We start from the raw sequence: 15,454 nt of genomic DNA on the forward strand, positions 1-15,454 counted from the left end.
GTTGTTGATATGGCACGTCCCTCTATCAACAACACATGCTCGACGATGATCGCCACCCTCTTCATCGGCGGTCCCTTCTTCCTGACCTCCAGCATGGCACAGGAATCCGACATGAAGCCGCCGGCAGCTGTAGCGCCACAGGTCGTGGCACAGGATCTCTACCTTGAAGTCTTCATCAATGATGCATCCACACAATTGATCGGAGCGTTCAAGCAATCGCAGGACGGCAGTTTGAAGACGACGCCACAAGAATTGCACGATGTCGGCATCAAGCCTGATGCCAAGGCAATCGAACCGGACGGAATGATCCTGCTCGATCATCTCGATCATGTTCGCTACCGGGTGGATATCCCAACGCAACGTCTCTACATCACCACGATCGACACAGCCCGCACACCCAAAGTCTTCGATGCCAATCCTGCCCCCGATGAGAGGGAGGATGTTGCGCAATCAAGCTGGGGCGCCGTGCTGAATTATTCGTTGTTTGCCAGTATGGATAATCTGCTGGATGACCGCGTGCGTCCCTCGACAGGCCTGTCCGGGAGCTTCGATGCACGATGGTTCAGCCCCTACGGCATGGTCCGGCAATCGTTCACGGCAAGTCCCTTCGATGGCGATGAGTATGGGGTGACCAGGCTGGATACGACGTGGAGCAGATCCGATCCGCAGCGGATGATAACCTACCGTGCCGGCGACATCGTTTCCGGCAGCCTGCCCTGGACCCGTCCGGTCTACCTTGGTGGCCTGCAGGTCGAGCGCAATTTCGCGCTGAGGCCCGATCTCGTAACGCTGCCGGTTCCGGTCGTATCGGGTACAGCTGCTGTTCCCTCGACGCTCGATATCTACATGCAGAATGTCAGGACATACAGCACGTCAGTACCCGCGGGGCCATTCGAGGTCACGAATTTGCCGGTGATCACCGGCCAGGGCGAGGCGAAGGTGGTCCTTCACGATACGCTTGGCCGCGAGACGAGCACCAGCATGCCGTTTTATATGTCGAATCTCATGTTGAAGGAGGGGTTGATAGATTTTTCCGCTGAGATGGGCTTTCCACGCCGCAACTTCGGCATGGAGTCTGACGACTATGCCGGCGATCTGATGGGTGTCGCCACTCTCCGCTATGGGCTGACTGACTGGCTGACCCTCGAAAGCCATTTCGAGGGCGGCGCCGACCTTCTCAATGGGGGCATTGGGGGAACCTTTCCACTTGGCACCTATGGCGTCGCATCGCTCGCAGCTGCGGGAAGCAGTCACGGCGCAAGCAGCGGCATGATTGTCAACGGCTCGGTCGAGTTACCCTTCGACAACAAATACAGGCTTTATGCCCGCCGGCAGCAGGCATTTGGCGATTATGACGACATAGCGTCAGTATCAGCGGAAGAACAGCTGCGGACAATTTTCGCGCAGAGCGGCACCGTGTTCAGTGCTCGAGTGCCGCGCAGCACCACCCAGCTGATGCTTTCGACGCCTGGCCCCTTCGATCACAGCAACCTCAGCTTCGCCTATACCCAGCTCGACAGCGATGAGGGGTCGAAAATCGCCAGCATCTCCTACAGTCAATCGTTGTTCGAAAGCAGCTCGTTCTATGCGACGGCGTTCATCGATGTCGATCACAGCGATCGTCTTGGACTATACGCAGGACTGACCATACCGTTCGACCAGGGCATCACGGCCTCGACCGGCCTTGAGCAGACGGGACGCCGCGCATCGGGCTTCGTCGACATCGCCAAATCGGAAGACCAGGAGGTGGGGAGCTACGGCTGGCGTCTGCGCACGCGCGAGGGCGACGCGCCGGACCGGCTTGCGTCTGGCAGCTTTCGCGCGCCATTTGCCCGGGTTGAGGGCGGTATCGAGCAGGCGGGCGATGCCGTGCGCGCCACTGGACAGATCGACGGGGCGATCGCGATCGCCGCCGGCGGAGTCTTTGCGACGAACCGCATCGACGACGCCTTTGCGGTGGTGGATGCCGGAGCGCCGGATGTCGACGTCAAGTTCGAAAACCGGCCGGCTGGGCGTACCAACGGCAGCGGCAAGCTCATCGTGCCCGACCTGCGATCCTGGGAGCGAAACACCATTGCCATCGATCCAACCAATCTGCCGGTAGATGCCAGTGTGGGCGCAACGCGCAAGGTCGTCATCCCGGCCGACGGCAGCGGCGTGGTTGTCGATTTCAAGGTTGGCAAGACAACGGCTTCTGCCCTTGTAAGTCTTGTCGACGCAATGGGACAACCCCTTGAGGCCGGCCTGAGCGGCCATCTCGAAGGTTCTGCCGGAAGGTTCGTCGTCGGTTATTCCGGCGAGGCCTTCATTTCGTCGCTTGGCAGGCAAAACAACGTCGTTGTCGATCTGTTCGACGGCAAGAGTTGCCGTGCCGTGTTCGACTACCGGCCGCAGCCCGGAACGCAAGTCAAAATCAAACATGTGGTGTGCTCATGAGAATGTGGAGAACCTTCTTCGCGACTGCATTTTTCTGCATCGGCCTCTACCTCTTGCCGTCGAGCGCCTTTGCGCAAACCTGCAATTTCACTACGACGGACATGGTGTTTTCGGGCAGTCTGTTGACCGATACGCCATTGACGTCGACCGCAACGATGACGGTGAACTGCTCCGCCATAACAGGCTTACTTTGGAAGGTGACGGTTTGCCCGAACATTGGCGCAGGCAGCGGCGGCAGTGATGCGACCAGTCGCTTCACCGATAGCGGCGGGCCCTTGTCTATCCGATATCAGCTTTATCAGGATTCGAATTATCAGATTGTCTGGGGTTCATTCTACTCGCAGCAGGGACTGCCACCCGAGATTACCGTCGTTCCGGCAGCGATAGGCGCGGGCGCCAGTGTCAGCCGCACAATTTACGGAAGGGCCACGGTCTTCAGGACCGCGACTCCCGGTACTCATACCTCGTCCTTTGCCGGTCACACCAGATTCCGATATCGGGCATTTGATGGATTCAGCTGCAATGTCGACCGGGGCACGGAGGCGGCCGTGAACTTCAACGTCCGTTTCAATCTCGACAAGGATTGCCGGATCACTGCCACGGACATCGACTTCGGCAGTCGCGGTCTGCTGAACGCCAATTTCGATCAAACCGGCGAGATTCAAGTCACCTGTTCGTCCGCGACGCCCTATTCTGTGGCACTGGGACCAGGCAACTCCTCCTTGGGCGGCGCCGAACGGCAGATGACACGCGGCCACGCCGGCATCAGGTACGCCCTATATTCCGATCCCACACGCACACAGCCCTGGGGAAACATAAAAAATATCAACACGGTGAGCGGTACGGGCACCGCCGAGGCGCAGAGGCTTACCGTTTATGCGCGCGTTCCCCCGCAGAGCACCCCGCCGCCGGGACTCTATAGCGATAAGATCGTGGTCAGCGTGACATATTAGGCAATCCGGAACGTACCGCGCGCCCTCACACCTGTTCCAGCGGCCGCTGGAACAGGTGGGTATGGCATTGCCGAATAATGCGTTTCGATCGCTGATCTTCCGGCAACCAACCTTTGCTTGCACTTTCCTGGTGACAGGTGGATGCCAGCTCGGAAGTTCGCCAATTTGACCAAGGAGCTCGAGCTGACGAGTTCGAACTTTCGGGTGGGGTGAAGACACCCCCGCCAAGGACAAACGCTGAGATTGTATCGGCCACATGATACGGCCGACACAATCAATATACTTTCTTGCAGTGGACATATTACGACGGGAATGGTATCCGAACCCAAGGTACCCTTTAGGTATCCATTTATTAAATATAGTTTTTTCAAATATGCCAGCCCGGCACGCTTTTCTATAAATTATTAGTTTCAATGGTATTTCATGGACAATGCAGACGCGAATATTGACGACGACACCCGCCTGACCCCTGATACCGGCCTTGTTGCCCTCGCAGCCATTGCAGGCTTTTACCGGATTGCTTCCCAACCCGAAACCTTGGCTCGCGAGCTCGCACTGAGCAGGGCGGCACTGCCGGACGACATCCTGTTGGCGGCCAAGTCGATTGGCCTCAAATCCCGCAAGACGACAATACGCGACGGGGACCGGCTGCGAACGCTACCGACGCCAGCGATCGCAACGCTCAGCGATGGAACGTTCGCGTTGTTGGGCGAGGGCGGTCCGGATGGATACAGGCTGATCAATCCCGCCGGATTTGCTTCGCGGATCGTCAGTCCCGCAGACCTTCTGACGATGACCGGGGGATCGTTCATTCTTGTCCAGCGACGGTTTGCCGGTCCCGGCGTCTCACGCGACGCATTCGGGTTCCGCTGGTTCCTGCCGTCCATCTGGCGCTATCGCCGCGCCTTTGGCCATGTCCTTGTCGCATCGCTGTTCGTTCAACTCTTCGCGCTGGTCACGCCCCTGTTTTTTCAGGTGGTCGTCGACAAGGTGCTGGCGCACCGGAGCTACTCGACGCTGATTGTGCTGGTGGTTGGCCTTGCCGCCATAGGCCTCTTCGATGTGGTGTTGCAGTATCTTCGTACCTATGCGTTGTCGCATACGACGAACCGTATCGATGTCGAGTTGGGCAGACGGTTGTTCCGCCACCTCCTCAGGCTGCCGCTCAGCTACTTTGAGACGAGGGCGGCCGGGCAAACCGTGGCGCGGATACGCGAACTGGAAACAATCCGCAATTTCCTGACCGGACAAGGTCTGTTCTCCGGGCTTGATCTGGTTTTCACCTTCGTCTTCATCTTCGTTCTCTTCTGCTATTCGGCGAAACTCGCCTGGATCGTGGTCGCATCAATCCCCTTCTATCTCATCATCGGCTTTCTTATCCGACCGTTTCTCAAGGAGCGCATCGACGAGAAATTCGACCGGGGTGCCTACAGCCAACAATTGCTCGTGGAGACGGTCGTCGGCGTCCAGACACTCAAGGCCGCGGCCGTGGAGCCCGTCGTTGCGGCTGAATGGGAAGAGCGGCTGGCCGGCTATGTCCGCTCCTCCTTCGCTGCGATCATGCTCGCGGCAAAGGGGCAGAACGCCATTCAATACGTGAACAAAGTCACCAGTGCGGCCTTGCTCCTGTTTGGCGCGCAGGCGGTCATCAATGGCGAATTGACAGTTGGTGCTCTCGTCGCATTCAACATGATCGCGGGCCAGGTTTCCCAGCCGATCTTGCGGCTGTCACAGCTCTGGCAGGATTTTCAGCAGGTCCAGGTCTCGATTTCCCGTCTCGCCGACATTCTGAACGCTCCGGCAGAACCGCGTCCGGCAACGCCGATCAGCCTGCCGCCGCCGAAAGGTGCCATCGAGTTCAAGTCCGTTAACTTCCGCTACCATCCGGATGGCCAGGATGTTCTTCGCGATATCCGCTTTTCCGTCCGTCCGGGAGAGGTTATTGGCATTGTGGGGCCATCGGGATCGGGAAAGTCTACCCTGACCAAGCTGGTTCAACGTTTCTACATTCCCAATAGCGGTCAGGTTTTCATCGACGGGCAGGATATTGCCCAGGTCGATCCCGCCTGGCTCAGGAAGCACATAGGTGTGGTGCTGCAGGAGAACATGCTGTTCAACCGCACCATCCACGACAACATCGTGCTGGCCAATCCGGCCATGCAGCGCGAAGGTGCCATGGCAATGGCCCGTCTGTCTGGAGCGGACGAGTTCATTGCGAAACTGCCGCGCGGCTACGATACGCTGATCGAGGAGCGTGGTGCCAATCTCTCCGGCGGGCAGCGGCAAAGGCTTGCCATCGCCCGGGCGCTGGCGACCAATCCGCCGATACTGATCCTTGATGAAGCCACAAGTGCACTCGACTACGAAAGCGAGCGCATCGTGCTTGGCAATATGCGTGAGATCGTCCGCGGGCGCACCGTCATCATCATCGCCCATCGGCTAGCCTCCGTGCGCTATTGCAACCGTATCATCGGTATGAAGGACGGACGTATCGTCGAGGAAGGCACACATGAAACGCTGCTTGCACGGGAAGGCGGCCTCTATGCCCACCTGTGGAACCTGCAGTCCGGAGGTGTCCAATGAACGTACAGGTCGATCCCCGGACGGCAAAACCCGCGCGGTTGGCAAAGCGCCAGCGGGAGGACAACGAATTTCTGCCTGCCGCGCTGGAAATCCTGGAAACCCCGGCGTCGCCAGTACGCACTGCCATGATCTGGTTCGTCTGCGTGCTCGCGGCAAGCGCGCTGCTTTGGACGTGGCTGGGAACTTTCGACATCGTTGCTACCGCCCAGGGTAAGATTCAGCCGACGGGCAGGGTCAAGGTCATCCAGTCGATCGAGGTCGGAAAGACCATTGAGATATCTGTTTCAAACGGCAGCAAGGTGCGGGCAGGGGATCTCCTTGTCAGACTGGACGACACGGAAATTCGCACTGAAGAGGCAGCCAGTACCGCCAGCCTCCACGCCTTCCAGGCCGAGGTGACGCGGCGCAAGGCGGTCCAGGCAACGGTCAATGCGTGGCGCGAGGGCGGACTGTGGCATGTCGCCCATGTGGATGGCGGGCAGCGGCCGGAATTCCCGCCCGAAATACCAGAGGACATCGCGAATAGAGAACGGCTCGTCTACGAGGCAGACGTCTCGCAACTGGGTTCATCACTTGACAATCTCAATGCGCAACGTCTCCAACGCCAGGCGGAAATTGACAGCCTTACCAAGACGATCGCCGCCCAGGACGTTCTGGTACAGACCTTGGACGAACGTGTCATCATGCGAACCCGTCTCATTCCGACGGAGGCAGGATCGCGCGCACAGGTAATCGACGCGTTGCAGCAATTGCAGGAGGCCCAAGCAAACCTGGCCAACCAGAACGGGCAGCTCGCAACGGCACGGGCTGCGCTCAGCGTTACGATCAGTGAGGCAGAAAAGCTGGTTCATGATTCTCTGGCCGACAATATCGAGAAACAATCGGCGGCGGAGCGGCAGGTCGACGAGCTGACTCAGCAGGTGATCAAGGCCGGGAAACGACGGCAGTCGATGACGATCGCCAGTCCGGTCGATGGCATCGTACAGGCTTCCGCCATCAACACTGTGGGCCAGGTGGTGTCGGCCGGCAGCGAGTTGATGCGGATCGTTCCCGAAAACGCTGCTCTCGAAATCGAGGCCTATCTGCCCAACCACGACATCGGATTTGTCACTGCCGGCCAGGAGGCCATCATCAAGGTGGAGGCCTATCCGTTTACCCGTTATGGGATGATCGCGGGAAGGGTCCTGCGCGTTGCCACGGACGCCATTCCCGAACCGGATGCGCAGCAGGTCGAAGAGGCGCCGGCGAAGGAACTGCAAAGCATTGTCCCGACGGGCAATGTCCAGCGTGTGCAGAACCTTGTCTTTCCGGTCACCGTCACGCCCGACAAGGCCACTATCGACGTCGATGGCAAAGCGATGCCGCTTTCCCCCGGCATGGCGGTAACGGTCGAGATCAAGACCGGCAAACGGCGCATCCTCGAATATCTGTTCTCGCCACTTGCCGAGATCTCATCCGAGGCAATGGGCGAGCGGTAGCCGGAGCGTCCGGCGGCGTGGGTTGCCGCTCGGCCGGACTTCATCGCTTGGAATTGTCGGGGCCAGCGAGGACCCGTTATGAACTGATACCGATTGGTCGGGTGTATGCGTGCTCATTTGAACTTCAACCGAATTGCATATTTCACGGCTGTGGCCGATACGGGATCCTTTACGGCCGCGGCTGAAAAACTCGGAATCACCAAGGCTGTCGTCAGCCAACAGGTGGCCAGGCTTGAACAGGAGGCCGGGACCGCCCTCTTCGTGCGCAATACACGCCGCATCTACCTGACGGATGCGGGAAGGGCATTCTACAGCCGCTGCAGCAGCATTCTACATGATGTCGAATCGGCTTTTGACGAGTTAACGGAATCGGCAGGCTCGCCTACCGGCTTGCTGCGGCTCACGGCGCCAATTGGGTACGGACATTGCATGGTGGCGCCTGCCATGGCCGAGTACTGCCGGCTCTATCCGGGGTGCAGGGCCGCGCTTACGCTTACCGACAAGATCATCGACATCCTGGACGCGCAGATCGACATCGCGATTCGCATTGGCTTTCTTTCCGATTCCAGTCTCCACTCTCGCCGCATTGGTACTGCGACGCCTTTTTTTGTCTGCTCGTCGGTATTTGCGGAGCAGGCAGCAGCCATTCGCGAACCGGACGACATCAAAATCCTGCCTTTCATTGCGAATATGGCGAGCGGCGAATCCCATGCCTGGGAGATCACGAACAGCGAGGGCGAGCAAAGGAGCATTCATTTCCGCGCCTCGCTCATGCTTGATACAATGCCGGGTATTCATGCGGCCGTGGTGGCAGGCGGTGGTGTCTCGGTCCTGCCGGAACATTTCATCAGGGATGACATGGCAGCGGGACGTCTGATCCGGCTCTTGCCCGACTGGCATTTGCGGACGGCGGGTATTTATGCAGTCTATCCCGCAGCGCGCTTTCGAGCTCCGAAGATACGGGCCTTTGTCGACCTGCTCGTGAAGATGCAGAAAGTCCGTGACAGCATCATCACCAGCGATTCCGCAAGAGCCGCACCGTAGTAGAACGCTATTCGCCAGCGGTTTTGCACCCACCCGCTTGCTGCAAATGATTGCATAAGAGTTGTTATGGAACTCGAGCGCACTCCTTGCCACAGGTTGAATCCACTCCCGGCAATGTTTGGAATCGACAGCCAACATTCGGGTGATATGATGCCCTTGGACCGGGCCAGTTGGCCCATGCTGCAGACAAATGAATGAACTGACGGGGCAGATGTGACCGAGACATTCGTAATCGCGCAGGGCGGCGGGCCGACTGCAGTAATCAACCAGACATTGGTGGGCGCCGTACTTGAAGTGCGCAAGCGCTATCCCGGTGCCCGCGTGCTTGGTTCACGCCATGGCGTGCGCGGCATCCGCGATACGGATTTTGTCGATCTGTCTGCTCTGACAGAACAGGAACTCCGTCTGATTGCCGGAACACCCAGCGCGGCACTGGGGAGCACGCGCGACAAGCCGGACATGGCCTATTGCGAACTTATCCTGAGTGGCCTGCGCCAAGCGGGGGCAACCGCTTTCATCTATATCGGCGGCAACGATACGGCGGGGACCCAGCAAATACTTGCCGATGCGGCGGGCGGCGATATCGCCTTCGTGCACGCGCCCAAGACAATCGACAATGACCTTGTCGAGAGCGATCATACGCCCGGCTTCATATCGGCAGCGGAGTTCATTGCTGGCGCATTTGTCAGCGTCGATCTCGACTTTCGTGCCTTGCCAGGCATCTATGTCGGTATCGTCATGGGCCGCCACGCCGGGTTCCTTACCGCTGCGGCTGCTGCGTGGCAGCAGGACGAGGATAGTGGCCCCCACCTCCTCTACGTGCCCGAGCGGGCCTTTTCGCCGGTGCAATTTGTCGATGACATTCGTGCTACCCTCAGTCGATATGGGCGCTGCATTGTCGCGATGTCCGAGGGCGTCACGACCGAAGATGGCCGGTCGGTTGTCGAAAGCCTGGTCCCGCCTGACCGGCTCGAACGCGATGCGCATGGGAACGTCCGGCTTTCTGGCGGTGACCTCGGAATGACAATCGAGCAAACGCTCCGGGATGGCCTTCCGGGCGTGCGCGCGCGCGTCGACACTTTCGGCTACCTGCCCCGAGGCAATGTGAGTACCATCAATGCGACCGATGCCCGCGAAGCCTTCGAGGCCGGTGCGTTTGCTGTTGAAGCTGTTGGTCGCGGCGGAGGCTCGGTCGCGTTACAGTATCGGGATCGCGCCACCGTACCGCAACTGGTTCCACTTTCCAGTGTCGCGGGAAAGACCCGCCATCTGCCGGACGATTTCCTTGCGCCAGGGGCGAGTCAGATTGCCTTGCCTTGCCGCACCTATCTGGATCGGTTGCTTCCGCGCCGCTTCCAACTCGCAAAACCATTCGTCTGAATGCCGTCAGGCCAGAGGAATGAACGGGTAACCGCAGGGCCTATGGCACCGGGATCGCGCAGACTTTTGAACGCGTCAGGAACCGGACCTCGCGGCCATTGTCGAGCGAGAACATGCCGCCGCGGCCTGGCACCACGTCGATGATCAGTTCAGTATGCTTCCAGAGATCATATTGGGAAGAGCTTATATAAACAGGAGCGCCGCCTATTTCGCCAAGGCAAACATCCTGATCTCCAATGATGAAATCGCCTTGCGCATAGCACATCGGTGAAGAGCCGTCGCAGCAGCCGCCCGACTGATGGAACAGGATTGGACCATATTCCGACTGCAATGTTGCGATCAGTTCAAGGGCAGCAGGGGTAGCACTGACTTTGTCACTCATCGTATCCCTCCCCTATCAGTAGCGCCGTGACAGCGCCACTGACAGGTGTTTTCGTCGAACCTCAGAAGAAGCCCAGCTTCTTCGGACTATAGCTCACAAGCATGTTCTTGGTCTGCTGATAGTGGTCCAGCATTTTCAGATGGTTCTCCCGGCCAATGCCAGACTGCTTGTAGCCGCCGAATGCAGCGTGTGCCGGATAGGCATGGTAGCAGTTGGTCCAGACACGCCCTGCCTGTATGGCCCGGCCAAAGCGGTAGCATGTGTTGGCATCGCGGCTCCAGATTCCTGCTCCCAGACCGTATAGCGTGTCGTTGGCGATCGACAGCGCCTCGTCATTGTCCTTGAAGGTCGTCACGGACACGACCGGTCCGAAGATTTCCTCCTGGAAGATGCGCATGCGGTTGTGCCCCTTGAACACGGTCGGCTTGACGTAATAGCCACCTGCTAGATCGCCGGCGAGCACATTGCGCTCGCCGCCAGTCAGCACTTCGGCACCTTCCTGCTTGCCAATATCGAGATAGGACAGGATCTTTTCCAGCTGCTCGCTCGATGCCTGCGCACCGATCATCGTCGCCGGGTCAAGCGGGTCGCCTTGTACGATGGCTTCGACGCGCTTCAACGCACGTTCCATGAATTTATCATATATGGATTCGTGGATCAGCGCCCGGCTCGGGCAGGTGCATACCTCACCCTGGTTGAGAGCGAACATGACGAAGCCCTCGATTGCCTTGTCGAAGAAGTCGTCATCCTCGGTGGTGACATCCTTGAAGAAAATGTTTGGTGATTTGCCGCCAAGTTCCAGCGTAACGGGAATGAGGTTCTGGCTGGCATACTGCATGATCAGGCGGCCTGTCGTTGTCTCGCCTGTAAAAGCAATCTTGGCGATACGCGGACTGGATGCCAGGGGTTTGCCGGTCTCGAGCCCGAAGCCATTAACGATGTTCAGCACCCCGGGCGGCAAAAGGTCAGCGATCAGCTCCGCAAGCACGAGAATGGATGCAGGTGTCTGTTCAGCCGGCTTCAGGACCACGCAGTTTCCCGCGGCCAGTGCCGGTGCGAGTTTCCATACAGCCATCAGGAGCGGAAAATTCCAGGGAATGATCTGACCGACGACGCCAAGAGGCTCATGGAAATGGTAGGCCACGGTGTCGTGATCGATCTCCGAAATGCCACCTTCCTGGGCGCGGATGGCCCCGGCAAAATAGCGGAAGTGGTCGATGGCGAGCGGCAGGTCGGCCGCAGTCGTCTCCCGGATGGGCTTGCCGTTATCCCAGGTTTCTGCCTCGGCCAGCGTATCGAGATTGTCTTCCATTACCTGTGCGATCCGGTTGAGGATCACGCTGCGTTCGGCAGGACTGGTCCGGCCCCACGCCTCTTTTGCTGCATGTGCTGCATCAAGTGCCGCCTCGACATCGGCAGCATCGGACCTCGCGATTTCGCAAAGAACCTGACCGTTTACCGGGGATGTGTTTTCAAAATAGCGTCCCGATCTCGGTTCAACGAACTGCCCGTTGATGAAATTGCCGTAACGCCTCCTGAAATTGGGTTTGACCGTGCGGTTGAATTCTACCTTGTTCATCGACTTCCTCCCTTGGCGTGAGACCCCCCGCCCGCCTGGAACAGGAATGTCTCAACTGAAAAACGCCGCCTCCTCGCGGCATCAAGGCAGGATTGCGCCCCACAGCCCTTATGTCAGCCCGGTCGGAAAAGCTTCCATTGCGATCTGTCGCAGAATTGCGACAGTCCGGCGCACAAATCGTTGGGATGGGTAATCAGGAAAGGCCGAGCCGTTTCAGCTTTCGGTGCAGGGTGGCGCGACTGATACGCAAATGTGCCGCGGCAGCCGACACATTGCCGCCAGTACGCGCCAGAGCGCGTTGGATGGCACCGCGTTCGGCATTGGCATAGTCGCGCTCGGCATTGCTATGCTGCCCCAGTATATCGGCGGCAGGCAGTGGCCTGCTCAGCAACTCGTCGGTCAGGCCGAGAATCAGGCGGGCAGAGCGGGATGCACCCACCACCAGATCATCGTCATCCACGGCGATCAGAGCACTCATGGCCCTGTCGCCTACTTCACCGGCTCCGTGCGCAAGCACAATGCGGGCCCTCGGAAAAGCCAGGCGGAAGTTTTCCGCTTCGACCCGGCGCGCGGCATCGACGACGGCAAATGCAATCAATCGGACAAAATCCTCAGTCAGGTCCCGTCGGGCCGACGAAACATCGATGGCCGCCATCAGCCGGCCGCGATGGTCAAAGATGGGAGCTACCGTGCACGATAGCGCCGTGTTCTTGCTGCGAAAATGCTGGTCCCGGTGAATCGTCAGCGCCCGCTGTTCGGCGAGTGCAGTACCGATGCCATTCGTGCCCTCGCGCTCCTCGCTCCAGACGGCCCCTGTCCAAAGACCTATCTTGTAGAATGTCGCGTCGTCTCCCTCATAGCCGCGACGGTCGACGGGCACTCCATCCTTATCAGCCAGCAACACGCAACAACCGGCACCGCCAACGGCGGAGTAGAGCCGGTCGAGACTTGCCTGCGCGGTATGGATCAGCGAGCCCAACCGTTCGCGAGCCTGGTTCAACTCCTGTTCCGTCAGGACGTCCGGGTGGGTACCCTTCTCGGGATCGAGGCCGTAAAGGCGCATCGACCGGCCCCAGGATGCCACCAAAGCCGACTGCGCCGCCGCATCACCGACCAGGGCAGACTGTATCTGTTCAGCATGCAAGCCGTTCTCAAGCGTCCCCATGGTCTCCTCCCGAGTCCAGGCGTTTGGCGATCGTCCGCTGCTAGCCTAGGGCAGTTCGACTTCAGGTCAAGCCCGTCGGATACCGGCGGGGACGCTCATTGAGCAATGCAGTCAGACTGCCAGGGCTTCGGCCGCTGCAATTGCTGACATGTTGACGATCCCCCGGCTTGTCACAGACGGAGCGAGGATATGTGCCGGCCGCTTGGTGCCCATCAGGATGGGTCCCACCGAAAGCGCATTGTTGAGCTCCGCAAGCAAGGTCATCGACACGTTGGATGCTTCCAGAGACGGGAAGATCAGCAGGTTTGCCTCGCCCGGGAACGCCGTACGCGCCACATAGCGCTCGCGCAGCTCGCCATTGATGGCAAGATCACCCTGCATCTCACCTTCAACCAGCAGATCGGGTGCCACCCGCTTCAGTCTTGTATAGACTTCGCGCATCTTCTCCGACGATGCGCCCTCCCGCGAACCGAAATTCGAGTAGCTCAACAACGCGGCTCGTGCCTCGATATTGAAGCGCTTGAGGTGGTCTCGGGCTTGCAAGGCGATCTGGACGATCTCTTCGGCAGTCGGGTCGATGTTCATATAGGTATCGGCCAGGAAGAACACGCCCTTGGTCATGATCAGCATGGACAGAGCCGACAGTTGCGCCGAATCATCCGCCAGCCCGATGATGGAGCGGATGTCGCGGGCATGTTTGATGAAGCTCCCCTGCAGGCCGCAAATGAGCGCGTCCGCCTCTCCGCGATGGACGGCCAAGGCGCCGATTACAGTGGTATTGGTGCGCACGATGGTACGGGCAGTATCGAGGGTAACACCCTTGCGTCCGACAAGGTCGTGAAAAAGGCTGACATAGTCACGGTAACGCGGATCGTCTTCCGGGTTGATGATCTCGAAATCACGCTCCGGTCTGATGGTAAGACCGAAGCGCTCGATCCGATGTTCGACGACAGACGGGCGGCCGATCAGGACCGGCCGGCCGATGCCTTCCTCCAGGATAACCTGGGTAGCGCGCAACACACGCTCATCCTCACCGTCTGCAAAGGCGATGCGCTTCCCCTGCCCCTTGGCGCGCTCGATCATTGGTTTCATGACCAGCCCCGAGCGGAATACGAAGCGTTTCAGGCTGTCCTGGTACGCGCGCATGTCGTGGATTGGACGACGCGATACGCCGCTGTCCATTGCCGCTTGCGCAACCGCTGGCGCGATACGCAGGATCAGGCGCTGGTCGAAGGGCGAAGGAATGAGATAGCCGCTACCAAAAGTGGCAGTCGCGTCACTGCCCAGCGATTCAAGGACAGGCTCGTGTGCCAGCTGCGCAATGGCATAGGCCGCGGCGCGCTTCATGTCGTCGTTGATCGTTGTCGCGCCCGCATCCAGCGCGCCACGGAAGATGAACGGAAAGCACAGGACGTTGTTGACCTGGTTTGGATAATCGGATCGCCCGGTGCAGATCATGGCGTCAGGTCGCTCGGCGATCGCCACTTCCGGCATGATTTCCGGTATCGGGTTAGAAAGTGCAAGGATCAGCGGATCGCGCGCCATCTCCCTAATCATTTCAGGCTTCAAGGCACCAGCCGAGGACAGTCCGACATAGATGTCGGCGCCGGCCATGACATCGGCCAGCTCTGTCGCATCCGTGTCCTGCGCAAACGCGCCGCGCCAGCGGTCCACGGAGTTCGCCCGCTTTTTGGTAACGAGTCCCTGGCGGTCAGCAAGATAGATGTTCTCACGCCGCGCCCCGACTGTCTCGAGCATGTTCATGCAGGCGATAGCCGCAGCGCCCGCACCCGATGTGCAGATCTTCACTTGGGCAATGTTCTTGCCGACAAGTTTCATGGCGTTGAGGACGGCCGCAGCAACGATGATCGCCGTACCATGCTGGTCGTCATGGAACACCGGAATATTCATGCGAGCGCGCAGATTTTCCTCGATGTCGAAGCAATCCGGAGCCTTGATGTCCTCAAGATTGATGCCACCAAAGCTGGGTTCAAGCGGCGCTACTATCTCGATGAATTTCTTCGGATCGGTTTCGTTTACCTCAATATCGATGCTATCGATGCCTGCGAATTTCTTGAAGAGAACCGCCTTGCCTTCCATGACCGGCTTGCTGGCCAGCGCCCCGATATTACCCAGACCGAGGACTGCGGTGCCGTTGGAAATGACGGCCACAAGATTGCCCTTGGACGTATAGGTATATGCCTTCTCAGGGTCTGCGGCGATTTCCTCGCAGGGCGCGGCAACCCCCGGCGAATATGCCAGTGCAAGATCGCGCGCATTGGCCAACGGCTTGCTCGGCGTTATCTCAATCTTGCCCGGCTTCGGGTGTTCGTGGAAATGTAGCGCTGCGTTACGCAAACTCGCCTTCGGGTCTTGAGACACGATCATTTACTCCCTTACAGTTCGGACGTGCGCCGAATTCACGTTGATCCGGCCTGGTGCGGCTGGCTAGAC

The 15,454-nt window shown here is 59.1% G+C and carries 10 protein-coding genes; 6 read left to right on the forward strand and 4 right to left on the reverse strand.

What is annotated here, in order from left to right; all coding sequences use genetic code 11:
* Positions 1–9 precede the first annotated feature (9 nt).
* From K9U38_RS20235 to K9U38_RS20260, 6 genes are all read left to right on the forward strand, one after another.
* Complete coding sequence (locus tag K9U38_RS20235; protein WP_224496158.1) at positions 10–2,436, forward strand: fimbria/pilus outer membrane usher protein; 2,427 nt, start codon at positions 10–12, stop codon at positions 2,434–2,436.
* A complete protein-coding gene (locus tag K9U38_RS20240; protein ID WP_224496159.1) occupies positions 2,433–3,389 on the forward strand; it encodes a Csu type fimbrial protein in 957 nt (318 codons plus the stop codon). The genes K9U38_RS20235 and K9U38_RS20240 overlap by 4 nt, the downstream gene beginning before the upstream one ends.
* Positions 3,390–3,812: 423 nt before the next feature.
* Positions 3,813–5,972, forward strand: coding sequence for a type I secretion system permease/ATPase (locus K9U38_RS20245; protein WP_224496160.1), 2,160 nt, complete (start codon positions 3,813–3,815; stop codon positions 5,970–5,972).
* On the forward strand, positions 5,969–7,450 hold the full coding sequence (locus tag K9U38_RS20250) for an HlyD family type I secretion periplasmic adaptor subunit (RefSeq protein ID WP_224496161.1): 1,482 nt from the start codon (positions 5,969–5,971) through the stop codon (positions 7,448–7,450). The genes K9U38_RS20245 and K9U38_RS20250 overlap by 4 nt, the downstream gene beginning before the upstream one ends.
* 105 nt (positions 7,451–7,555) lie before the next feature.
* Positions 7,556–8,494: a LysR family transcriptional regulator gene (locus K9U38_RS20255; protein ID WP_224496162.1), complete on the forward strand. Its 939-nt coding sequence runs from the start codon at positions 7,556–7,558 to the stop codon at positions 8,492–8,494.
* A gap of 213 nt (positions 8,495–8,707) precedes the next feature.
* Positions 8,708–9,874 (forward strand): diphosphate--fructose-6-phosphate 1-phosphotransferase, encoded by a 1,167-nt coding sequence (locus K9U38_RS20260; protein ID WP_224496163.1) that lies wholly within the window; start codon positions 8,708–8,710, stop codon positions 9,872–9,874.
* A 40-nt stretch (positions 9,875–9,914) separates the two neighbouring features.
* Here K9U38_RS20260 and K9U38_RS20265 read toward each other — a convergent pair whose 3' ends face one another.
* The 4 genes from K9U38_RS20265 to K9U38_RS20280 all read right to left on the reverse strand — a co-directional run bounded on the left by K9U38_RS20265 (position 9,915) and on the right by K9U38_RS20280 (position 15,388).
* Entirely contained in the window at positions 9,915–10,256 is a 342-nt protein-coding gene (locus K9U38_RS20265; RefSeq protein ID WP_224496164.1) for a DUF779 domain-containing protein, read from the reverse strand.
* A gap of 61 nt (positions 10,257–10,317) precedes the next feature.
* Positions 10,318–11,835 carry an aldehyde dehydrogenase gene (gene adh, locus K9U38_RS20270; protein WP_224496165.1) on the reverse strand — a complete coding sequence of 506 codons (1,518 nt, stop codon included), beginning with the start codon at positions 11,833–11,835 and terminating at the stop codon, positions 10,318–10,320.
* Positions 11,836–12,028: 193 nt separating this feature from the next.
* The gene (locus K9U38_RS20275) at positions 12,029–13,000 is read right to left on the reverse strand and encodes a GAF domain-containing protein (protein WP_224496166.1); all 972 of its coding nucleotides are present in this window, start codon (positions 12,998–13,000) and stop codon (positions 12,029–12,031) included.
* A gap of 111 nt (positions 13,001–13,111) precedes the next feature.
* On the reverse strand, positions 13,112–15,388 hold the full coding sequence (locus tag K9U38_RS20280; RefSeq protein ID WP_224496167.1) for an NADP-dependent malic enzyme: 2,277 nt from the start codon (positions 15,386–15,388) through the stop codon (positions 13,112–13,114).
* Positions 15,389–15,454: the final 66 nt, after the last annotated feature.

Source organism: Phyllobacterium lublinensis (assembly GCF_020164435.1).
Classification (GTDB): Bacteria; Pseudomonadota; Alphaproteobacteria; order Rhizobiales; family Rhizobiaceae; genus Phyllobacterium; species Phyllobacterium lublinensis.